This is a genomic window from Streptomyces sp. NPDC058664, assembly GCF_042716635.1.
Taxonomy (GTDB): domain Bacteria; phylum Actinomycetota; class Actinomycetes; order Streptomycetales; family Streptomycetaceae; genus Streptomyces.
The window spans coordinates 1-22,594 of sequence record NZ_JBHXRW010000088.1; the positions used below are offsets into that span (position 1 = coordinate 1).

15 protein-coding genes are annotated in these 22,594 nt (G+C 71.4%); 8 read left to right on the forward strand and 7 right to left on the reverse strand.

The genetic code is table 11. The annotated features are described in order from the left end of the window. Window positions 1–131: 131 nt before the first annotated feature. From gltX to ACFWUY_RS37895, 3 genes are all read right to left on the reverse strand, one after another. Window positions 132–1,607, reverse strand: a complete 1,476-nt coding sequence (gene gltX, locus ACFWUY_RS37885; protein WP_384120817.1) for a glutamate--tRNA ligase — start codon at window positions 1,605–1,607, stop codon at window positions 132–134. Beyond that, a complete protein-coding gene (locus ACFWUY_RS37890) occupies window positions 1,600–2,394 on the reverse strand; it encodes a fumarylacetoacetate hydrolase family protein (protein ID WP_384120819.1) in 795 nt (264 codons plus the stop codon). The genes gltX and ACFWUY_RS37890 overlap by 8 nt, the downstream gene beginning before the upstream one ends. 136 nt (window positions 2,395–2,530) lie before the next feature. Then, complete coding sequence (locus ACFWUY_RS37895; RefSeq protein ID WP_384120821.1) at window positions 2,531–2,809, reverse strand: hypothetical protein; 279 nt, start codon at window positions 2,807–2,809, stop codon at window positions 2,531–2,533. 494 nt (window positions 2,810–3,303) lie between these two features. Between ACFWUY_RS37895 and ACFWUY_RS37900 the strand changes: the two genes are divergently transcribed. From ACFWUY_RS37900 to ACFWUY_RS37935, 8 genes are all read left to right on the forward strand, one after another. After that, window positions 3,304–7,110, forward strand: coding sequence for a nitrate- and nitrite sensing domain-containing protein (locus tag ACFWUY_RS37900; RefSeq protein WP_384120822.1), 3,807 nt, complete (start codon window positions 3,304–3,306; stop codon window positions 7,108–7,110). 9 nt (window positions 7,111–7,119) lie between these two features. Beyond that, window positions 7,120–7,533 (forward strand): roadblock/LC7 domain-containing protein, encoded by a 414-nt coding sequence (locus ACFWUY_RS37905; RefSeq protein ID WP_015036421.1) that lies wholly within the window; start codon window positions 7,120–7,122, stop codon window positions 7,531–7,533. Window positions 7,534–7,696: 163 nt separating this feature from the next. Continuing rightward, complete coding sequence (locus ACFWUY_RS37910) at window positions 7,697–8,101, forward strand: DUF742 domain-containing protein (RefSeq protein WP_384120824.1); 405 nt, start codon at window positions 7,697–7,699, stop codon at window positions 8,099–8,101. Beyond that, window positions 8,082–8,663, forward strand: a complete 582-nt coding sequence (locus ACFWUY_RS37915) for an ATP/GTP-binding protein (RefSeq protein WP_384120826.1) — start codon at window positions 8,082–8,084, stop codon at window positions 8,661–8,663. Before ACFWUY_RS37910 ends, ACFWUY_RS37915 begins: the two co-directional genes overlap by 20 nt. 339 nt (window positions 8,664–9,002) lie before the next feature. Beyond that, on the forward strand, window positions 9,003–12,314 hold the full coding sequence (locus ACFWUY_RS37920; RefSeq protein ID WP_384120828.1) for a nitrate- and nitrite sensing domain-containing protein: 3,312 nt from the start codon (window positions 9,003–9,005) through the stop codon (window positions 12,312–12,314). Between the two features lie 7 nt (window positions 12,315–12,321). Next, window positions 12,322–12,735, forward strand: coding sequence for a roadblock/LC7 domain-containing protein (locus ACFWUY_RS37925; protein ID WP_026057603.1), 414 nt, complete (start codon window positions 12,322–12,324; stop codon window positions 12,733–12,735). Window positions 12,736–12,827: 92 nt separating this feature from the next. Beyond that, window positions 12,828–13,388, forward strand: a complete 561-nt coding sequence (locus ACFWUY_RS37930; RefSeq protein ID WP_384120838.1) for a DUF742 domain-containing protein — start codon at window positions 12,828–12,830, stop codon at window positions 13,386–13,388. After that, complete coding sequence (locus ACFWUY_RS37935; RefSeq protein WP_015036414.1) at window positions 13,369–13,950, forward strand: ATP/GTP-binding protein; 582 nt, start codon at window positions 13,369–13,371, stop codon at window positions 13,948–13,950. The genes ACFWUY_RS37930 and ACFWUY_RS37935 overlap by 20 nt, the downstream gene beginning before the upstream one ends. Before the next feature lie 150 nt (window positions 13,951–14,100). On the opposite strand, the gene ACFWUY_RS37940 is transcribed toward ACFWUY_RS37935, so the two are convergent. The 4 genes from ACFWUY_RS37940 to ACFWUY_RS37955 form a co-directional block, all read right to left on the reverse strand. Then, window positions 14,101–14,295, reverse strand: a complete 195-nt coding sequence (locus ACFWUY_RS37940) for an acyl-CoA carboxylase subunit epsilon (protein WP_384120830.1) — start codon at window positions 14,293–14,295, stop codon at window positions 14,101–14,103. A 14-nt stretch (window positions 14,296–14,309) separates the two neighbouring features. After that, a complete protein-coding gene (locus ACFWUY_RS37945) occupies window positions 14,310–15,893 on the reverse strand; it encodes an acyl-CoA carboxylase subunit beta (protein WP_384120832.1) in 1,584 nt (527 codons plus the stop codon). 153 nt (window positions 15,894–16,046) lie between these two features. Further along, window positions 16,047–18,368, reverse strand: a complete 2,322-nt coding sequence (locus ACFWUY_RS37950) for a polysaccharide lyase 8 family protein (protein WP_384120834.1) — start codon at window positions 18,366–18,368, stop codon at window positions 16,047–16,049. Between the two features lie 135 nt (window positions 18,369–18,503). Continuing rightward, window positions 18,504–22,370 (reverse strand): endo-alpha-N-acetylgalactosaminidase family protein, encoded by a 3,867-nt coding sequence (locus ACFWUY_RS37955; protein ID WP_384120836.1) that lies wholly within the window; start codon window positions 22,368–22,370, stop codon window positions 18,504–18,506. Between the last annotated feature and the right edge of the window lie 224 nt (window positions 22,371–22,594).

The window sequence follows — 22,594 nt, forward strand, 5'->3', positions numbered from 1 at the left end:
GTGGGGTTTCAACGTGGGGGGGGTGGGGGGGGGTTGCGGGGCCGGGGGGGGGGCTCGGGGGGGGGGGGTGCCGGGGGGGGGGGGTGGTCGGAGATCCTCCGGCCGCCGCCCCCGTCGCGTACGGCGTGCGGCTACGCGGCGAGCTTCGCCAGGGCCGCGTCGATGCGGGTCAGGGACTTCTCCCTGCCCAGGATCTCCATGGACTCGAAGAGCGGCAGGCCGACCGTGCGGCCGGTGACCGCGACGCGGACCGGGGCTTGGGCCTTGCCGAGCTTGAGGCCGTGGGCCTCGCCGGCGGCCAGGACGGCGTTCTTGAGGGACTCGGGGTCGCTCCAGTCGGCGTCGGCGAGCTTCTCGCGGGCGGTGGTGAGGAGGGCCGCCGGCTCCCCCTTCATCGCCTTGTCCCACGAGGGCTGGTCGAAGACCGGCTCGGGCAGGAAGAGGAAGTCGACGTTGGCCGTGATCTCCGAGAGGACCGTCATACGGGTCTGGGCGTGCGGCGCGATGGCCTCCCAGGCGGCGCGGTCGAAGTCCTCGGGCGCCCAGTTGGCGTGCGGGGCCTTGAGCCAGGGCTCGCAGGCCTCGGCGAAGGTCTTCACGTCGAGCATGCGGATGTGGTCCGCGTTGATCGACTCGGCCTTCTTGAGGTCGAAGCGCGCCGGGTTGGCGTTGACGTCGGCGATGTCGAACTTCGACACCATCTGCTCGATGGTGAAGATGTCCTGGTCCGCCGAGAACGACCAGCCGAGGAGGGACAGGTAGTTCAGGAGGCCCTCCCGGAGGAAGCCGCGCTCCCGGTAGAGGTTGAGGGAGGCCTCCGGGTCGCGCTTGGAGAGCTTCTTGTTGCCCTCGCCCATCACGTAGGGCAGGTGGCCGAAGGAGGGGATCTCCTTGGCGACGCCCAGCTCGATCAGCGCCTTGTAGAGCGCGATCTGGCGGGGGGTGGAGGAGAGCAGGTCCTCGCCGCGCAGGACGTGGGTGATCTCCATGAGGGCGTCGTCGACCGGGTTGACCAGGGTGTACAGCGGGGCGCCGTTGGCGCGCACGATGCCGTAGTCCGGGACGTTGTCCGGGGTGAAGGTGAGCTCGCCGCGGACCAGGTCGGTGAAGGTGATCGGCTCGTCGGGCATCTTGAACCGGACGATGGAGTCGCGTCCCTCGGCGCGGTAGCGCTCGATGCGCTCGGCGCTCAGGTTGCGGCAGGTGCCGTCGTAGCCGGACGGCTTGCCGGCCAGGCGGGCCGCGTCGCGTCGGGCCTCCAGCTCCACGGCGGTGCAGAAGCAGTGGTACGCGTAGCCGCCGGCGAGCAGCTTGTCGGCGACGTCCTTGTAGATGTCCATCCGCTGCGACTGGCGGTACGGGGCGTGCGGGCCGCCCACCTCCGGGCCCTCGTCCCAGTCGAGGCCGAGCCACTTCAGGGAGTCGAGCAGCTGCTCGTACGACTCCTCGGAGTCGCGGGCCGCGTCGGTGTCCTCGATGCGGAAGACCATGGTGCCCTCGTTGTGCCGGGCGAAGGCCCAGTTGAAGAGGGCGGTGCGGACCAGACCCACGTGGGGGTTGCCGGTCGGCGAGGGACAGAAACGGACGCGGATGTTCGCGTTAGCCACGCTTGATCACCTTATTGGTGAGAGTGCCGATGCCTTCGATGGTGACGGCGACCTCGTCGCCGACGTTGAGGGGGCCGACCCCGGCCGGGGTGCCGGTGAGGATGACGTCGCCGGGGAGCAGCGTCATGGCCTCGGTGATGTGGACGACCAGGTCCTCGATGGAGCGGACCATGTCGCTGGTCCGGCCCAGCTGGCGCTGTTCGCCGTTGACCGTGGCCTGGATGGTCAGGTCGCTCGCGGCAGCGATGCTCATGTCCGTCTCCACCCAGGGGCCCAGCGGGCAGGAGGTGTCGAAGCCCTTGGCGCGGGCCCACTGCTTCTCGCGCTTCTGGGCGTCGCGGGCGGTGACGTCGTTGGCGCAGGTGTAGCCGAAGATGACGTCCTTGACGCGCTCGCGGGGCACCTCGCGGCACATGCGGCCGATCACCACGGCCAGTTCGGCCTCGTGGTGCAGCTCGTCGGAGAAGGAGGGGTACTCGATGGCGTCGCCGGGGCCGATCACCGAGGTGGTGGGCTTGAAGAAGGCGACGGGGACGTCGGGGACCTCGTTGCCGAGTTCGGCGGCGTGCTCCGCGTAGTTGCGGCCGATGGCCACGACCTTGTTGGGGAGCACGGGCGGCAGGAGCCGTACCTTGCTCAGCGGGACCTTGGTGCCGCTGAGCTCGAAGTCGGTGTACGGGATGCCCTTGATGATGTCGAGGACGAGGCCGCCGGACTCGACGGTTCCCTCGCCCTCGACCGCGCCGAAGGCCACATTGCCGTCGATGGAGAATCTGGCGATGCGCACGAGTGCTGTCGCCCCTCACTTGGTGCTGGCTGGAGTCTGACGCTCCAGGCTAACGCGGCGCGGGGGCGGTGGACCTGCGGTGTCACCGGGCCGGCCGACACGGCCGGCGGCACCGGTGCGGGGCGGGGCGCCCGGGTCAGCGGGACGCGGCGGCGTACGGCTCCGGCTGGTACGGGGCCGGGGGCTGCATGAGGACGGTGCGGCGCGGGTTGGCCGTCCGGGTGGGCAGTTCGGCCGCGTACTCCGGCCGGGCGCCCCGGTCGAGCTCTGCGGCGTCCGTGAGGTGGACGAGGGTGGAACGGCGGGGGTTGGCCGTGGTGCCGGGCGTCGTCGTCTTCATCGCGGTGATCTGACCTTGTTCCGGAACGGGCGCCGCGTACGGGCGCGAGGTGGTGTAAAGCGTCAGGCTAAACATGCGATTCCCTTCGAATGCATGGCTAAGACATCGATCAGCGTGTGAGTTTGCTCACCAATGGCATCACAAACCAGGCATTACGGACGGTCGCCTGTCGCCACGGAAAGGGACATTCCGCCATTGAATGCTCCATTCCGCTCCTGATCATGTCGACTGGGACACACGGGCACGCGCAGTCATTGGAGAGGAAAAGTCCGAATCCTCCGTGATCATGTTCTACGTGCGGTGACACTGTGCGTACGGGTTGTCATGACCCTCCCCGTGCGACACGCGGCCCTTGTTGGAGATCCGGCACTGTGCTGGAATTCCACGCACCGCCGCGGGTTTCAAGCCGGCGCGCAGGGGGCGCAACGCAGCGCCGGCCGAGTGGCGGACAAAGGGGGAACTGCGCCGGTCACCGACGACCACCTGGGGTGCTCCACACACCCCGAACGACGCCGACACCGTCCTCTCCGTTACCCGGAAGGACGCCTGGTCCAGAGGTTGCGACGCTAGTGCAGGGACGTTTCAAGAGGGATGGCTCGGGGTCTCCCCCGGCCCGCCAGGGCCGAGCGGATGCTCCGGCGGAGCAGGAACCGCGTGCCGGGACCGACCGCGGTCCCTCGGCCTCGCACACCCCGAACCAGGGTCAGGGACCGTCCGGCGACGGCGGTGACGGCGGCAGGCGCACGGGCGCCGCGGCCGCTGCCGCCGAGCCGTCCGAAGCTCCCGTCAAGCCCCGGGCCGAGAACGAGGTCGGCCCCCGAATAGCCCTGCGCAACTGGCGCATCTCCACGCGCCTGGTCGCGCTCCTCACCCTCCCCGTGGTCGCCGCGACCACCCTGGGCGGCATCCGCATCAGCGAGTCGCTCCAGGACATGGAGCAGCTCGACCACATGCAGCTGCTCACCAAGCTGACCCGAGAGGCGACCGACCTCGCGCAGGCCCTGCAGGCCGAGCGCGACCTGTCCGCCGGCCCCCTGGCCAACGGCAGGCCGGTCAGCGACTACCAGGTCTCCAACCCGCGCCGGAAGACGGACCTCGAGTACAAGGCCTTCCTCCTGGCGACCGAGGAGATCCCGGCCACCGAGGGCGACGAGGCGCTGCGCAGCATCCGCCAGAACGTCAACGGGATCGCCTCGCAGGTCGTCCACCTGACCACGATCCGCAGGACCGCCTACGAGGAGGGCGTCTCCCACTCGGTGACGGTCGAGGCGTACAGCCGCCTCATCCGCGCGCTGCTCAGCCTGTCCCAGGACATGGCGCAGGCGACCAGCAACCCCGAGATGATCAAGCGGACCCGTGCGCTCGCCGCGTTCTCGTCCGCCAAGGAGTACGCCTCCATCCAGCAGGCGATCATCGCGGCGGCGCTGCCCGCGAGCGACAGGACCTCCGGAAAGATCCAGCAGGGCGACCGCCTCTACGGCGAGGCCGCGCTCAACTCCGAGGGTGACGAGCTCAAGTCCTTCCAGGCGATCTACGAGTCGACCGGTGGTGACGCCACCGAGCGGACGGCGTCCCTGACCACCGGCAACCCGTCGATCGCCGCCGCCGAGAAGTACGCCGAGCGCGTCCTCAACCAGGACGAGGCCATGGAGACCGGCGACCCGCGCGGTCACCTGAACTTCACCGACGAGTACGGCACGAAGATCGCCGCCATGAACCGCATCGAGCGCGGTCTGCTCGGCGACATGGAGACGATGGCCCGTGAGCTGCGGCAGGAGTCGCAGCGCGAGGCCATCATCAACGGTGCGCTGATCCTCCTCGTCCTCGGCGTCTCCCTCATCGGCGCCTTCGTCGTGGCGCGGTCCATGATCCGCTCGCTGCGCCGGCTCCAGGACACCGCGACCAAGGTCGCCCAGGACCGGCTGCCCGAGCTCGTCAAGCAGCTCTCCGAGTCCGACCCGCAGGACGTCGACACCTCCGTCGAGTCCGTCGGTGTGCACTCCCGGGACGAGATCGGCCAGGTGGCCGCGGCCTTCGACGACGTGCACCGCGAGGCCGTGCGTCTCGCCGCCGAGCAGGCCCTCCTCCGCGGCAACGTCAACGCGATGTTCACCAACCTCTCGCGCCGCTCCCAGGGCCTCATCCAGCGCCAGCTCTCGCTCATCTCCGAGCTGGAGTCCCGCGAGGCCGACCCGGACCAGCTGTCCTCGCTCTTCAAGCTCGACCACCTCGCGACGCGCATGCGCCGTAACGGTGAGAACCTCCTCGTCCTCGCGGGCGAGGAGCCGGGCCGCCGCTGGACCCGTCCGGTCCCGCTGGTCGACGTCCTGCGCGCCGCCGCCTCCGAGGTGGAGCAGTACGAGCGCATCGAACTGGCCTCGGTCCCGGCGACCGAGGTCGCGGGCCGGGTCGTCAACGACCTCGTGCACCTCCTCGCCGAGCTGCTCGAGAACGCCACCTCGTTCTCCTCCCCGCAGACCAAGGTCCGGGTCACAGGTCACGCGCTGCCCGACGGCCGGGTGCTCGTCGAGATCCACGACACCGGCATCGGTCTCTCCCCCGAGGACCTCGCCGCGATCAACGAGCGGCTCGCCTCGCCGCCCACCGTGGACGTCTCGGTCTCCCGCCGCATGGGTCTGTTCGTGGTCGGCCGCCTGTCCCTGCGACACGGCATCCGCATCCAGCTGCGTCCCTCCGACTCGGGCGGCACCACCGCGCTCGTCATGCTGCCGGTCGACGTCGCCCAGGGCGGCAAGAAGCCGATGCCCAAGCCGGGCGGCGGTGGCCAGGGCGCGATGCCGCAGGGCGCCTCCGCCCCGGGCGGCCGGCTTCCCGGCGGTCCCGGCGCGGCCGGTGGCCCCGGCGGCGGACGTCCGGGTCAGGGCGGTGCGCCGTCGGCGGCGGGCGGTCTGCTCGGCGCCGGAGCCCCGCGCGGCCAGGTCGGTACGAGCGGTCCCCGGGCCGCGCTGCCCGCCCGTGACGGTGCCCCGCTCGCCGGTGGCCCGCAGGGCGCTCCGCAGTCCCGCACCCCGCAGCCGCAGAACGCCCAGCTGGACCAGACGGGCCGGCTGCCGCAGATCCCCCCGGCTCCGCAGGCTCCCCGGGGTCCGCAGGGCAACGAGCCGCCGCGCCCCGGCGGCGGGCTCATCGGCGGCGCCGCGAGCGCCATCCCCTCCCGTACGGACGTGTGGGGCAACACCGGCGGCCCGCAGGCCGGACCCGGCGCGCCGCAGCAGCCGCCGCAGGGCAACCAGACCGGCGGATACGAGTTCCCGCGCGCCGAGCTGCCGGGGGGCACCCCCCAGCAGCAGCGCCCGCAGGCCGCGAGCTGGGGCAACGACCCGGCGCAGCAGCCGGTCCGGCGTCCGCGCCAGGAGATGTCCCCGCTGGACGCCCCGCGCGGTCACGAGGAGCCGGAGACGACGGGCCTGTTCGGGGCTCCGGCGGCCCCGCAGGGCCCCGGTTCCACGGGCCAGTTCCCGCGCCCCGACTTCAACGCCCCGCAGCAGGCCCCTCAGCAGCAGTACCAGGGCGGTGCCCAGGACCCGGCGTCGACGGCGCAGTTCCCGCGTCCGGACTTCGACGCCCCGCAGGGCCCCGGTTCCACCGGGCAGTTCGCGCGGCCCGACTTCAACGCCCCGCAGCAGGCCCCTCAGCAGCAGTACCAGGGCGGTCAGCAGTACCAGGGCGGTCAGCAGCAGCAGGGCGGTCAGCAGCAGCAGTTCGGCCGGCAGCCGTTCGTACCGCAGGCGCAGCAGCAGGCCCCGCAGGCTCCGGCGCCGCGTCAGCGCACCGGTGGCGACCTCGGTGCTCCGCGTGCGGGTTCCGAGCCGGTCCAGCCGCAGCTCCAGCAGCCGCGGCGGCCGGAGGCCCTGCCTCCGGCGAGCGGCGCGGGCGACGGCCGTACCCCGCTGTTCGACAACCTGGAGACCAACTGGCACCAGGAGCGACAGCAGGGCGCGGGCCGTGTTCCGGACGTGGCGCAGACCATGCAGACCCCGGTCGTGTCGCAGCCCGCCGCTCCGGCGCCCCGGCAGTCCGGTGACCCGGCCGCCGGCGCCGGCCAGCAGAACGGCGGGGCCGCCTGGCGGACCTCGCCCAACGACGAGTTGGTGCGCCAGGCCGAGCGGGTGCGCAAGCCCGCGGCCGGCGGTGTCACCACCTCAGGCCTTCCGCGCCGTGTGCCGAAGGCCAACCTCGTACCCGGGACCGCACAGGAGCAGGCCCACACGGCCGGCCCCCAGGTCTCGCGTGCACCCGACGACGTCCGCGGCCGGCTCACCAATCTGCGCCGCGGCATCCAGCAGGGCCGCCAGGCCGGCAACTCGACCACGGGTAGCCACCACCTCGGTCCGAACCCTCAGCAGGAGCGCTAGTTGAACGCGATGAGCCAGGCGGCGCAGAACCTGAACTGGTTGATCACCAATTTCGTGGACAACACCCCCGGGGTGTCGCACACGGTGGTGGTCTCCGCCGACGGACTCCTGCTCGCCATGTCCGAAGGCTTCCCCCGCGACCGTGCCGACCAGCTGGCGGCGGTCGCGTCCGGACTGACCTCGCTGACCGCGGGCGCGTCCCGGATCTTCGAGGGCGGCCCCGTCGCACAGACCGTGGTGGAGATGGAGCGCGGCTTCCTCTTCCTCATGCAGGTCTCCGACGGTTCCTCGCTGGCCGTGCTCGCCCACCCCGAGTGCGACATCGGCCTCGTGGGCTACGAGATGGCGCTGCTTGTCGACCGGGCCGGCAGCGTCCTCACCCCGGATCTCCGCGCGGAGCTCCAGGGCAGCCTGCTCCACTAGCCGGTTCCGCATCCGGGACAAGACCCCATCACATGACCGATCCACAGGGCGGTACGCCCCTCCGTACCGCCCTGCGCACCGTTCAAATCGTCCGGCCGCCCCACCCGGCCCCCCACCGGCCCCATCCGACGGCAGAAGCCTTGCTGTCACGCCCGGAGGATTCATGACCCCGCCCCCCGCCTCTCACGATCCGTACGGCTCTTCAGTCGACGAGTACGGGTACGAGGGCGACCAGCCGCTGGTGCGTCCGTACGCGATGACCGGCGGCCGGACCCGGCCGCGCTACCAGCTCGCCATCGAGGCGCTGGTCAGCACCACGGCCGACCCGGCGCACCTCGCCACCCTGCTCCCCGAGCACCAGCGGATCTGCCACCTGTGCCGTGAGGTGAAGTCGGTGGCCGAGGTGTCGGCTCTGCTCTCGATGCCGCTCGGTGTCGCCCGTATCCTCGTCGCCGACCTGGCGGAGGCCGGCATGGTGGCGATCCACCAGCCGGGCAACGGAGAAACCGGCGGCACGCCGGACGTGACTCTGCTCGAAAGGGTGCTCAGTGGACTTCGCAAGCTCTAGTGGCGGTGCGGCCCGTTCAACCACCAGCGCGAAGATCGTGGTGGCGGGTGGCTTCGGCGTGGGCAAGACCACGTTCGTCGGCGCCGTCTCTGAGATCGACCCGCTGCGTACCGAGGCCGTGATGACGTCCGCTTCGGCGGGCATCGACGACCTCACGCACACCGGTGGCAAGACGACGACGACCGTCGCCATGGACTTCGGCCGCATCACCCTGGACCAGGACCTGATCCTGTACCTGTTCGGCACCCCCGGCCAGGACCGTTTCTGGTTCATGTGGGACGACCTGGTCCGCGGCGCCATCGGCGCCGTCGTCCTCGTCGACACCCGCCGCCTCGCCGACTGCTTCCCCGCGGTCGACTACTTCGAGAACAGCGGCCTGCCCTTCGTCATCGCCCTCAACGGCTTCGACGGGCACCAGCCGTACCAGCCCGAGGAGGTCCGCGAGGCCCTCCAGATCGGCCCCGACACCCCCATCATCGTGACCGACGCCCGCCACCGCGCCGACGCCAAGAGCGCCCTCATCACGCTCGTCGAGCACGCCCTCATGGCCCGGCTCAAGTAGCGGATCCCCCGGGGCGGTTGTCCTGACGCGGTTGCCGGGGCGGTCTGTGTCCTTCGACACGGCCGCCCGGGCGTTCATAACGTTTCGACAGAGAATTGGAGCCTCCCGGACACACGACGCATCCGATCGGTGTCACTGCGCTCACATGAGCCCCGCCATTTGGCGGGGCTCGCTCTTTATGCCCGTTTTATACGAGGTGTGGGCCACGGAAAGAGGCCTCATCCCACTGTTTGGAACGGACCCCCTTCACGTGCTGCAATTCATGAACTCCCGAGTAGTACGGCCCTGAACGAAACACCGGCACAACGTAGGTGCCGACGCCGAGAGGTTGTTGGTCGAGTGAGGCGAAGCAAGGAAAGCTCCGCGGAGCAGGACACGCGGAGCACGCGGGGCAACTTCACGCCGCCGTCGCGTACTGCCGTGTCGCCCGCGGACATACCCGTGACACCGCCGCCCACCGCGGCCGCGGGCAAGGGAAGCTCCAGCAAGCTGTCGCCCCGTAACTGGCGGGTACCCACCCGACTGAACGCGATCCTCCTCATACCCGTGCTGGTCGGCCTCGTCATGGGCGGCTTCCAGGTCAAGGGAGCGATCGACACCTGGCAGGAGGCGCAGGACGCCGAGAAGACGGCGCTCATCGTGCGCGCCGCCTCGGAGTACAGCACCGCCCTGCTGAACGAGCGGGACCTCACCGCCGGCCCGCTGCTCGCCGCGAAGTCCGCCGAGGACCGCAAGAGCGACGAGGTCACGCAGGCGTACGCCGCGACCGACGCCGCCCGGCTGAAGTTCGACGAGGCCATCAAGAACCTGCCCTCGGGCCAGGGCCTCGAGCGCCGCATCAAGCTCTTCAAGGACGAGGAGCCGAAGCTCGACGCGCTGCGCAAGGCCGCGTACACCCGCTCCCTCGACCCGGTGAACACCCAGCTCGGGTACACCGGCGTCCAGCACTACCTCACCGAGTTCTCCAACGAGCTCGGCCTCGGCACCGGCAACGTCACGGCCTACGGCCGCAGCGTCTACGCCATCCAGCTGTCCAAGGGCGCCGAGTCCCTCCAGCGCTCCATCGGCACCCAGCTCCTGGTCCGGCCCAGCCGCCAGGAAGCCGTCTTCGCCCAGCAGTCCGTGGCGTTCAACTCGTACAACTACCTGGAGCAGATCGCCCTCGGCGAGTTCGCCTCCGGCGGTATGCCCGAGGACGTCGAGCTGCTGAAGAAGGTCATGGCCGAGAAGGCCACCGAGGGCGCCAAGCGGATGCAGGCCGCCGGCGTGGAGCTGCCCAAGGGCAAGGACGGCTCGGTCTACTCCGGCGCGGCCTCCGCGATCGGTACCGCCAAGAGCCCCGAGGCCCTCGAGGCCCTGAAGTCCAAGGGCATCACGGCCGAGACGTGGATGGCCGTCGCCACCGCCAAGTTCGAGGGCTACTCCGAGGTCGAGAAGGCCCTCGTCGACAAGGCGGTGAACGAGGCCGTCAGGATCTCGGACGAGGCCAAGACGGACGCCTGGGTCATCGGCGGCATCGTCGTGGTCGCCCTGCTCGCCGCCTTCATCCTGGCCGGGATGATGGCCCGCCAGATGAGCCGCTCGATGCTGCAGCTGCGCAACGCCGCCTTCGGCATCGCCGAGCAGCGCCTGCCGATGCTGGTCGACCAGCTCTCCCGCACCGAGCCGGGCCGCGTCGACACCCGTGTGCAGCCCATCCCGATCGACTCGCAGGACGAGATCGGCGAGGTCGCCCGCGCCTTCGACCAGGTCCACCGCGAGGCCGTCCGGCTCGCCGCCGAGCAGGCCATGCTCCGGGGCAACGTCAACGCGATCTTCACCAACCTCTCGCGCCGCAACCAGTCGCTGATCGAGGGCCAGCTGACCCTCATCACCGACCTGGAGAACAACGAGGCCGACCCGGACCAGCTGGAGAACCTCTTCAAGCTGGACCACCTGGCGACCCGTATGCGCCGCAACGGCGAGAACCTCCTCGTCCTCGCCGGCGAGGAGCCGGGCCGCCGCTGGGACCAGCCGGTCCCGCTGGTCGACGTCATGCGTGCCGCCTCCTCCGAGGTGGAGCAGTACGAGCGCATCGAGCTGGCCGGTGTCCCGGAGGCCGAGATCCACGGCCAGGCCGTGACCGACCTCGTGCACCTGCTCGCCGAGCTCCTGGAGAACGCCACCACGTTCTCCTCCCCGCAGACCAAGGTCCGCGTCACCGCGACCCGTCTCCCCGACGGCCGGGTGATGGTCGAGATCCACGACAAGGGCATCGGCCTCACCGCCGAGGACTTCGCGGACATCAACCACAAGCTGGCGAACCCGCCGACCGTCGACGCGGCCGTCTCGCAGCGCATGGGCCTGTTCGTGGTCGGCCGGCTCGCCGACCGCCACGGCATCCGGGTCCAGCTCCGCCCCTCGGGCGAGCAGGCCGGTACGACCTCGCTCGTCATGCTGCCGGACGCGATCACGCACGGCGGTGGCGGCGAACAGCCGATCCAGGACGACTTCACCGTCTCCCAGATCATTCCGCGGCAGCAGCAGAACGCCTTCGAGGCCGCCCCGCCGCAGCAGCAGATGCTGACCGCCGCCGACCTCGGCTTCGACGACTCGCGCTACGAGCAGCAGGCCGAGGAGGAGCGCCCGGTCGACCCCGTCGACCGCTCGCTGAAGCGCGAGGGACGGCGTGCCGCCCTGGAGGCCCAGGCGCAGGGTGGTGAGCGCCCGCTCTTCCGCGACGAGGCGGAGCAGGCCGAGCAGCCGGGGCAGGCGGACGCGTACGGGCACCAGGGCCAGGAGTACGCCCAGGGCCAGGAGTACGGGCAGCAGCAGGCCCAGGAGTACCCGGCGGAGCAGTACGCCCCGGCGCAGGAGTACGGACAGCAGCCGCAGCAGCAGCAGCAGCAGGGGAACGGGTACGGCCAGGAGTACGCGGCCGGGTTCCCGCAGCAGGACGGCTACGCGTACCCGCAGCAGGGTTACGAGACGTACCAGCAGCCCGGCTATGCGGAGGCCTCGTACGAGACCCCGGAAGCCGAACAGCAGCAGTACGGAAACGCGTTCGATGGCCAGTCCCAGCAGGGAGAGTGGCAGGATCAGAACGCTTACGACAGCGGCTGGAGCCAGCAGTACGGAGCGGAAGCGGAATCTGCTCCCGGCGCTCCCGAACAGGCCTCTGAGCGCGTAGGCTTCGACCGTCCGGGTCCGACCCCGAGTGCCGTCCCGGACGCCGGTCACGCGCTGACCGACGCCGGTCTGCCGCGCCGCGGCAGCGTCGCCTCGCAGGGCCAGCAGGCGCCGCAGCAGCAGGCACCGCAGCAGGCGCAGGCCGCGCAGCCGGCACAGGAGCAGCAGCAGAACGAAGCCGACGGCACCGACGCGTGGCGCTCGACCAACGACGAGCGCTGGCAGCGGGCCGGGAAGCTCAAGGACCCGAAGGCCGGCGGGGTCACCTCGTCCGGTCTCCCCCGCCGGGTCCCGAAGGCCAACCTGGTCGAGGGCACGGCTGAGCAGACCCCGCAGGGCGGCCCCCAGGTCTCCCGCGCCCCCGAGGACGTACGGGGCAGGTTGAGCAACCTGCGCCGCGGTGTCCAGCAGGGACGCAGCGCGGGAACGGACACGAACGGATCGGGCCTCGGCCCGGGCAGTACCTACAACCAGGAGCGTTAGTGTGAGCATGAGCCAGGCGGCGCAGAATCTGAACTGGTTGATCACCAACTTCGTGGACAACACCCCCGGGGTGTCGCACACGGTGGTGGTCTCCGCCGACGGACTCCTGCTGGCGATGTCCGAGGGGTTCCCCCGGGACCGCGCCGACCAGCTGGCGGCCGTCGCCTCCGGACTGACCTCGCTGACCGCGGGCGCGTCCCGGATCTTCGAGGGTGGTGCGGTCAACCAGACCGTGGTGGAGATGGAGCGCGGCTTCCTCTTCATCATGTCGATCTCGGACGGCTCCTCGCTGGCCGTGCTCGCCCACCCGGAGGCCGACATCGGTCTCGTGGGCTACGAGATGGCCCTGCTCGTGGACCGCGCGGGCACCGTACTGACTCCTGACCTCCGGGCGGAGCTTCAGGGAAGTCTTCTCAACTAACAGACAGACAGTGCGTTTCGCGCCACCGCACCGTAGGGTGCGGTGTCGCGGTTCCACGGGACATGGACCGCGAGGCAGTCGAGGAGGAGAACGTGGGAACACCACCGGGCGCAAGCCCCTACAACGGTTATGACGCGCACCAGGCGCCGCTCGGCGACCCGACGCAGAACCGGTTCAACTTTCCCTCCGCCCCCAGCAGACAAGGCGCCTCGCAGCCCTACCGGCAGCCTCAGGCGCCGTCCGCGGGCGCGCACGGCGCCTCGCGCGCTCCGTCCGCCGCCGGTTCCAGCTCTTCGGGCGGCTCGGGCGGGCACAACCCGCTGGTGCGTCCGTACGCGATGACCGGCGGCCGGACCCGGCCGCGCTACCAGCTCGCCATCGAGGCGCTGGTCAGCACGACGGCCGACCCGTCCCGGCTGCAGGGGCAGTTGCCCGAGCACCAGCGGATCTGCCGGCTGTGCTTCGAGATCAAGTCGGTCGCGGAGATCTCGGCCCTTCTCTCCATCCCCCTCGGCGTCGCCCGAATCCTCGTCGCCGACCTGGCCGAGGCCGGACTCGTCGCCATCCACCAGCCGGGCGGCGACGCAGCCGCCGGCGGCCAGCCAGACGTGACACTGCTCGAAAGGGTGCTCAGTGGACTTCGCAAGCTCTAGTGGCGGCGCGGCCCGTTCAACCACCAGCGCGAAGATCGTGGTGGCGGGTGGCTTCGGCGTGGGCAAGACCACGTTCGTCGGCGCCGTCTCTGAGATCAACCCGCTGCGTACCGAAGCCGTCATGACCTCCGCGTCCGCGGGCATCGACGACCTCACGCACACCGGCGACAAGACGACGACGACCGTCGCCATGGACTTCGGCCGCATCACCCTGGACCAGGACCTGATCCTGTACCTGTTCGGCACCCCCGGCCAGGACCGTTTCTGGTTCATGTGGGACGACCTGGTCCGCGGCGCCATCGGCGCCGTCGTCCTCGTCGACACCCGCCGCCTCGCCGACTGCTTCCCCGCGGTCGACTACTTCGAGAACAGCGGCCTGCCCTTCGTCATCGCCCTCAACGGCTTCGACGGAAACCAGCCGTACCAGCCCGAGGAGGTCCGCGAGGCCCTCCAGATCGGCCCCGACACCCCCATCATCACCACGGACGCCCGCCACCGCGCCGACGCCAAGAGCGCCCTCATCACGCTCGTCGAGCACGCCCTCATGGCCCGGCTCCGGTAGTACCGGCAGCTGTCCGTACGGATGTGAGAGGCCCCGCGCACCCCCACCGGTGCGCGGGGCCTCGTCCGTGTCCGCATCGGTCCGTAGCGGCCCCGGAAGGCCGAAGGCCCCCGCTCCGGTCGGAGCGGGGGCCTTCGGTACGGGGACGGGTCAGCGCCAGCTGTGCGGGGCGCGGAAGCCGTGCTCGCGCTCCAGGCGGCGCCAGCCGGCCGTGGTGCGGCCCCGGTGGTCCGCCGGCTCGGGCGTGGCGGCCGCGCGGGCGAGCAGCACCGCCGTGATGGCGGCGAGCTCCTCGGGGTCGGCGTGGCCCTTCTCGACGCGGAGAAGGTTGGCAGGGGTGGTCACGTGGCTGTCTCCTCTTACTGAGGCGGGTTGCCGTGCTTGCGGGACGGCAGGTCGGCGTGCTTGGTGCGGAGCATCGCGAGGGACCGGATGAGCACCTGGCGGGTGTCGGCGGGGTCGATGACGTCGTCGACCAGACCTCGCTCCGCGGCGTAGTACGGGTGCATCAGCTCGGCCTTGTACTCCTTGACCATGCGGGCACGCATGGCCTCGGGGTCCTCCGCCTCCGCGATCTGCTTGCGGAAGATCACGTTGGCGGCGCCCTCGGCGCCCATGACCGCGATCTCGTTGGTGGGCCAGGCGTACGTCAGGTCGGCGCCGATCGACTGGGAGTCCATGACGATGTAGGCGCCGCCGTAGGCCTTGCGCAGGATCAGGCTGATCCGGGGCACGGTCGCGTTGCAGTACGCGTAGAGCAGCTTGGCGCCGTGCCTGATGATTCCACCGTGCTCCTGGTCGACGCCCGGCAGGAAGCCGGGGACGTCCAGAAGGGTGATGATCGGGATGTTGAAGGCGTCGCACATCTGCACGAAGCGCGCGGCCTTCTCGGAGGCCTCGATGTCCAGGACACCGGCGAGCGTCTGCGGCTGGTTGGCGACGAGGCCGACGACCTGGCCGTCGAGCCGGGCGAGGGCGCAGATGATGTTGCGGGCCCAGCGCTCGTGGATCTCCAGGTAGTCGCCGTCGTCGACGAGCTCCTCGATGACCTTGTGCATGTCGTACGGGCGGTTGCCGTCGGCGGGCACCAGGTCGAGCAGGACCTCGGAGCGGCGGTCCGCCGGGTCCTCGGAGGCGACGGTCGGGGGGTTCTCGCGGTTGTTCTGCGGGAGCATCGACAGGAGGTAGCGGACCTCCGCGATGCAGGTCTCCTCGTCGTCGTACGCGAAGTGGGAGACGCCGGAGACGCCCGCGTGGACGTCGGCGCCGCCGAGTCCGTTCTGGGTGATCTCCTCGCCGGTGACCGCCTTGACGACGTCAGGGCCCGTGATGAACATCTGCGAGGTCTCGCGGACCATGAACACGAAGTCGGTCAGGGCGGGGCTGTAGGCCGCGCCGCCGGCGCACGGGCCGAGCATCACCGAGATCTGCGGGATGACGCCCGAGGCGCGCGTGTTGCGCTGGAAGATGCCGCCGTAGCCGGCGAGGGCGGAGACGCCCTCCTGGATACGGGCGCCGGCGCCGTCGTTCAGGGAGACCAGCGGGGCACCGGCCGCGATGGCCATGTCCATGATCTTGTGGATCTTCGTGGCGTGCGCCTCGCCGAGCGCGCCGCCGAAGATCCGGAAGTCGTGGGCGTACACGAAGACCGTCCGGCCCTCGACCGTGCCCCAGCCGGTGATGACACCGTCGGTGTACGGCTTCTTCGCCTCCAGGCCGAAGCCCTGCGCGCGGTGCCGGCGCAGCTGCTCGACCTCGTTGAAGGAACCAGGGTCGAGCAGCAGCTCGATGCGCTCGCGCGCGGTCAGCTTGCCCTTCGCGTGCTGGGCCTCGGTCGCCCGGTCACTCGGGCCACGGAGAGCCTGCTCGCGCAGGACGTGCAGCTCGGCCACACGGCCACGGGCGTCAGCGGGCTCGCTCGGGATCTGGTCCACAACGGTCATGTACCGACCCTACGAAGCCGAACAAGAAAATCCCGCCGTCCACTCCGTACAGTCTCCCGTGTCGATTCCTGGTGAGGCCGGACAGAACCGTCGCTTGTCCGGCTCGAGTCAACAGTCAGACACCCCTCGTGTTTGTAGGGGTTCTACATAGACCTAGACGAGGACCTCGCAACGGTGGGTGGCGCCCGCGGTGCCCGGCGTGATCCGGAGCCGCAGGGAGCGCCCGGTGGCGAGCACCTCCACGGAGGGGTCGTGGAAGAGCACCCGGCGGACCGGCCCTTCCCAGACCAGCTCCAGCGGCTGCCCGGTGCGGGGCGGCTCGGAGACCCTCAGGTCGAGCACGGAGCGGCGGCGCCGGACGAGGACGCTCGCCGGCGCGGTGACCGTCAGGCGTCCCACCGTACCGGCCCGCCAGAGGTTCGCGGCGGTCATCCCGAGGGACGGGACGGCGACCGCCTGGGCGTCGGCTCCGTTGTCGAGTACGCGCAGCCAGCCGGGGTCGGCGGCGCGGGCGGCGACCGTACGGGGGGAGGCGCCCGGCATCAGCAGGTACGCGTACGAGGCGGCGACCGGGTCGGTGCCGTGGTCGAGCCAGAGGGTCTGGAAGCGGCGGGTCCCGCGCTCGGTGGAGCTGGTGGTGTTGATGTCGCTCCAGGCGCCGGTGCGGTCCTCGCGGAGGGTGCGGAGGGCGTCGGTGCCCCCGGGGAAGACCCAGCCGCCGTGGCCCGCCAGGTGCGCCCAGCCGTCGCCGGTGGTGAACGCCTGGGTACCTGACTCGCCCAGGAGGCGGTTGTCGACGACCGTCTCGACGGGCACGCCGTCGGTCGCGGTGATCCCCGCGCCGAGGCAGATGACCGCGTCCGCCGCGCAGAACCAGGACTTGCGGGCCTCCAGGGTGGAGCCGAGGCCCTTCAGGTGCTGGCCGACGGCCGCGTACTCGCCGTCGGTGGCCCCGCCGACCCAGCGCACGGCCGGCCTGGGCGCGCCCCACTCGCCGCCCGCCCGGTCGGCGAGGCGCTTGGTGGAGACGGTGGTGCCGGGCAGGCGGTACGGGTCCACGGTGGGCCAGAACCAGTCGGTGTACTGGTCGCCGAGGTCCGGGGTCCACCAGGAGAGCATCCCGGCGCCGGTGTGCCAGCCGCGCGGGTTCTCGCCGTTGCCGCACTCGTAGTACGAGATCCGGTCCGAGGCCATGGCGATGTTGGCGACCCAGCCGGGGCGGCGGTGGACGGCCCGGTCCATGGCGGCGAAGAGCCGGTGCCCGGTGGGCTCGGGGGCGGCCGGGACGGGAGCGGCGGCCACGGCGTGCAGCCGGGCGAGGTCGGCGACGCCGAACTGGCGGGCGGTCAGGATCGGGGAGACGGTGTCGCGCTCGATCCAGCCCTTCACGCGCGCGTGCCAGCGGTCCCGCTCGGCGGTGGAGGCGCCGCCCGCGAGGAGGGCGACGGCGGCGATGACGCCCTGGCCGTGGAAGTGGTCGGAGCGCATGATCCGGCGGTCGTCGTTCTTGAGGTACCCGCGGCTGATGGCGCGCCCGTTGACGCTGTCCATCATCAGGCCGTCGTAGATGAGGGGCGCGTAGGCCTTCTCGACGCTGTCGAGGACGATCTGCCGGTTCGGGTCGGTGACGGCCCAGCTGGATCCGGCGAGGAGCGAGAAGAGCCTCCCGAGGCCGTCGAGCATGACCTGACCGTAGGTGCCGGAGTAGGCGACCCAGGTGTGCTGGACGAAGGAGCCGTCGACGTAGAGGCCGTCGCCCTTGGTGACGTACGGGAAGACGGGCGAGAGGGCGTCGCGGGCCAGGGCGATCTTGGCGGGGTTCGCGCCGAGGACTCCGCGCAGGGCGACCGAGCGGCACAGGTCGACGCGGTTGGCGCCGGTGGAGGTGCCGGTGTAGTGCGTGAGGACCGAGTCGGGGACGAAGTGGTCGACGGCGGCGCAGGCGGCGGCGATCCGCTCGGGGCCGAGGTGCGGGTGGAGTACGGCCACGATGTCCATGAGGAGGCGCGGGCTGCCTATCTGCCACTCCCACCAGTTGCCGTAGCGCGGGGCGCCCGCCCTGTAGACGCCGGCGGAGAGGTGGTCGAGGCCGCGCAGGACGTCGGCGAGCAGGCCCGGGTCGCCGGTGAGGCCGGTGCCGAGCTGGGCGTACGCCTGGGTCATCGTCCACAGGCGGCTGTGGCTCTGGGTGATGCCGGCCGGCGGGTCGAAGGGGGCGTCGGGCCAGAGGGAGCCGGTGGCGGGGGCCATGGCGGCGCGGAAGGCACGCGCGAGCGTGCCCGTCTCGGCGAGGCGGGAGGCGTAGGGCTCGGCGGCGGCGTCGAAGCCGGAGCCGAGCTGGAGGTCGACCCAGCGGAGCCGCAGCGCCTCGAACTCGTCCTCCGCCGCGCGGGCGGCGGAGGGGAGTCCGAGGGCGGCGGCCGCCGCGGAGGCGGTGATCAGGAAGGTGCGGCGGGACCAGGCGGGGACGGGCACGGGAGCCTCCCGGGGGAAGTGGTGGAGACCGTTCGGCGCCTGGTGTAACACCCTGTTTCCGACGCAATCAATGAGCACGGCACGGCTCGGTGAAAGCGCTTTCCGCCGGGCCGCGTCCGGCTGGTCCCGCAGCGGTCAGCTTCCGCAGCGGAAGCGGGCGTCGCCCCAGTCCGCGTGGTCGTTGCCGTTGCCGTCGCCGCCGTCGTCGGCCACCAGGTCGACGTAGGAGGCGCCGGTGACGTCGGCGGTGAGCGACCAGGCCCCGTCCGTGGCCTTGAGGACCGGGGACTTCACCTTCTCGGCGCCGTCCGCGAGGACGCTGAACCGGACGCTGCCCCGGGCGGTCTGGACGTCGTCCACGCCGACCTGGGCGGTGAGGGAGGTGCATCGGCCGCCCAGGTAGTAGCGGATCCTCGCGGGCGCGTGGCTGCCCAGACCCTTGGTGTACGTCACTCCCCCGATCCGCAGCGGGGAGCCGTCACCTGTGCCGGTCTCGCCGTTGGAGAGGTCGCGCTCGACGGGTCCCCAGCCGTTGGTGGCCGAGGTCCAGTCCAGGTCGCTGGCCCAGCTGTCCGCGGTGGGCGGCGGGGGCAGGGTGCGGGCGGTGGTGGCGGCGGTGAGCTTCCGCTCCTCTCCCCCGAGGGTGTACGTGAGGGAGGCGCCGAGCGGGTACGGCCGGTAGGCCGCGTCCACCGGCGGGGTGACCTGCCAGGTGGCGGTGGCCTGCCCGCCCGCCGCGACGGTGCCGAGGGTGACGGGCGCCGACGGCTCCGCGGTCCAGCCCTCGGGAAGGGCGAGGACGGCCCGGGCGCCGGTGACGTCGGTGGTCTCGTCGTTGCCGAAGGTGGCCGTGACCCGGTTCGGGCGGCCGGGCTCCAGGGTGTCGGGGGCGGTGACGGCGAGCGTGCCGCAGGCGGCGCGCTCGGCGGCCGGGCCGAGGTCGGTGACGGTGAAGGCGTCGAGGACGAAGTCGGCGCCGTCGGGGGCGTCACCGCGCTTGCGCAGTCCGGTCCAGGTGTCGCCGCAGCCGGCGGTGACGGTCTCCGAGAAGTGCCCGTCGGTCCTCTGCTGCCCGAGCGGCGTGCGCCGGGTCTCCACCGAGGTGCCGTTCGTACGGTCGTAGCCGGTGACCCACTCGTACGCGCCCGCGTGGCTGGACTGGTAGGCGTACTCGACGCGGTAGCTGTGGCCGTCCTTCATCGGGACGGTCCAGGGCGCGGTGCGGTAGACGAGTCCGCTGTTCTCGTCGTGGGACTTGAGGGACTCGGCGCCGCCGATGACGTCGTCGATCAGCTTTCCGTTCCAGCCGGCCTGGGTGTACGGGGCGTGCAGCTGGGCGATATGGGTGCGCGGGTCGGTCGTACCGCCGGAGTCGCCCTTGAGGAAGGGGCCCCAGCCCTGGTCGACGGCCTCGAAGTCCTCGTACACCAGGGCCCCGTCCTTGACGGCGGGGTCGTTGGCGACGATCCGGACGTCGTCGATCCGGACGGTCGCGGCGCTGCCGCTCGCGGCCCGGATCCTCAGCTCGGTGGCGCCGCCGGCCGGGGCGGTGAAGGTGACCTTGGCGCGCTGGAAGCGGGTGCCGTTCCAGTCGGAGGCGGCGACCCGGTCCTGGAGCGCGGACCGTTCGACGGTGACGGACCGGCCGCCGGCGGAGAGGGTGGTGGGCCGGGTCTCGCCGGCCTGGACCTCGATCAGGGCGGAGGCGGTGTACCGCTCGCCGGGGGTGAGGCCGGTGATCCGCTGACGGACCGAGGCGGCGGCGGTGCCGGAGAGCTTCGCGCTGTTGCGGCCCTGGGCATCGGTGTCGCGGGTGACGGTGCCGGCCTTGGTCCAGGCGGTGAGCTTCGCGCCGTTGAAGCCGGGGTCCTTCACCGGGGTGCCCTGGCCCCACTTCGGGGCGGGCTGTTCGGGCGCGCTGTCGGGGTGGAGGACGTACGGCTGCCCGGCGACGGCGTCGAGGGTGATCCGCCCGTCGGCGGGCCGTACGGTGGCGGTCTTCACGCGTCCGTTGTCGGTGAGCCGGTACACGGAGTACGAACCGACGCCGGCCGGGACGTCCCAACTGGTCGTACCACCGGCCTTGTTGTAGTGGTAGAGCTTCTTGCCGCCGTCCCAGGGGAGCAGGTAGTTCTCGCCGTCGAGGACCTTGCGGCCGTCGTCGTAGAAGGTGCGGCGACCGTTCTCGACGGTGCCGCGGACCCCGCCGGTGAAGGTGAGGTCGTTGCCGTTCCAGCGGGTGATCTCCTGCTGCTGGAGGTACTTGGCGGGCAGGTTCCGCTGCCAGATGTTGGCGGTGAAGTCGTTCCAGTCGGTCTCGCCGGTCCAGCCCTCGAAGTCGACGAGCGCGGTCTGGCCGAGGACCGGGTGGTTGTTCCAGATGTCCTTCTCGTCGTTGCGGATGAAGCGGATGATCTGCGAGTTGAGGCCCTTGTTGGTGGCGCCGCCGTAGTCGAGGTCGTTGGCCCAGTGGGACCAGAGGGAGGAGCGCTCGAACTTGTCGGACCACTCGGTGGCGACGTTCCAGCCCTGCGCCTGGACGGCCCGCATCGTCTCGTCGGCGATCCAGCCGTGGGTGTAGTAGACGTCGATGTAGAGCGTGGAGAGGTTGCGGTCGGTCTCGTCGCGGAGCTGCTTGAAGCGGCGGGCGAGGTCGCCGCTGTTGATGTCGCGGCGCTGGTCGATGTAGTAGCTCTGGTTGAGCCAGTTCCAGCCGGGCTTTGTCTTGTCGACGAGGGTCTCGCTGAAGTTCTTCGCCTCGGGGTACGACTCGGTGGCGTTGACGTGGACGCCGAAGTCCGCGCCCCACTTCCGGCCCTCCTCGAGGAGGACGTTGAGGTCGTCGAGGCCGCCGGCCCGCTTGTTGTAGTTGCCGCCGTAGTCGGGGTGGGCGGAGTCGTGGCCCTCGGAGCCGTACCCCTTGAGCAGCGCGAACTGGCCGAGTCCGTCGGTGGCGAGCGAGATCCGCTTGACGTCGTCGAGGGTGCGCAGGAAGGGGTGGGTGGCCTGGGAGGCGAAGTTGAACGGGATGTGGGCGACCACCCGTCCGGGGGTCTGCTCGCTGCCGGGGGCCTTGATCCCGATGGACCGGAAGGCGACGGCGCCGTCCTGCCAGTCGACGGCGCCGTCGGCGTTGGCGTCGGGGGTGACGACGACCTTGGCCCAGGGCAGGCCGTCACCGCTCGCGGGCTTCGGCGCGCCTTCGCCGCGGTAGGTCCACTGGCCGGACCAGACGCCGACGCGGGTCTCGGTGCCGCTCTTGCGGGCCTGGTGCCAGAAGCGGGCGCCGTCGCGGGCGGACGCTCCCGAGGGCTTGTCGTAGCTGGAGTTGGACTCGACGGCGGCGGCGAGGCCGCCGGTGTTCACGAGGGCGTAGGTCGCGCCCACCGGGTTCGCCTCGGCGGCGGTCGCGTCGGTGACCCGCGCGAAGACGTCGGCGGTACGGGTGGAGTCCGGGTCGAGCCTGGTGAAGGCGGTCGCGGCGCCGGCGTCAGAGGAGCCGACGGAGACCAGGTCGTGGCCGGGGATGTCGATCGTGCCGACCCGGAAGCCCTCGGTGTCACGGACGGCGGTCACCCGGAACGTGGTGGTCCGCCCGTCGACGCCGAGGCTCGCGTCGATCTCGACCCCGGGCAGGTCGGGGAAGGTGAGGGTGTACGCGGCGGTGGACGCGGTCAGGACGGGGGCGCCCTTGGCCCGGACGGCGCGCGAGGTGCCGTTGAGGACGACCCGGGTGACCGGGGCCGTACTGCCGAGGAGGCGGGCGCCGCTCGCGCGGTCGGTGTACGAGAGGACGCGGGGGAAGTCCTCGGCGACGGCGACGGAGAGCTGCGGGGAGGCGATGAGCCGGTCCTCCGCGGCGGGGGCGACGTCCGCCGCGGTGGCGGCGTCCGCGGCCGTGACGTCCTCGGCGAGGGCGGGCCCGGCCAGGGCGAACACGGCGGATGAAGCGACGGCGAGCGCGCAGGCCGCACGGATTCTTCGCGAATGGGGGAGGGACATGCGCACTAGTTGGCCCCGCCCCGGCAGCACCGTCAACGGGATCGTGCCGCGCGGGGCCCTCCAGTCCAAGAACCCCCTTCGGTTAGTCCAAGTGACCACCGAAGGGGGCTCTTTCGGGGACGGGTGGACGGTCAGCAGCCGCCGCAGTTGTAGAAGGTCACGTCCCAGTGGTTGCCCTCGTCGGCGTAGATGTTGCCGGCGCCGGACTTCCACTGCGGAGAGCC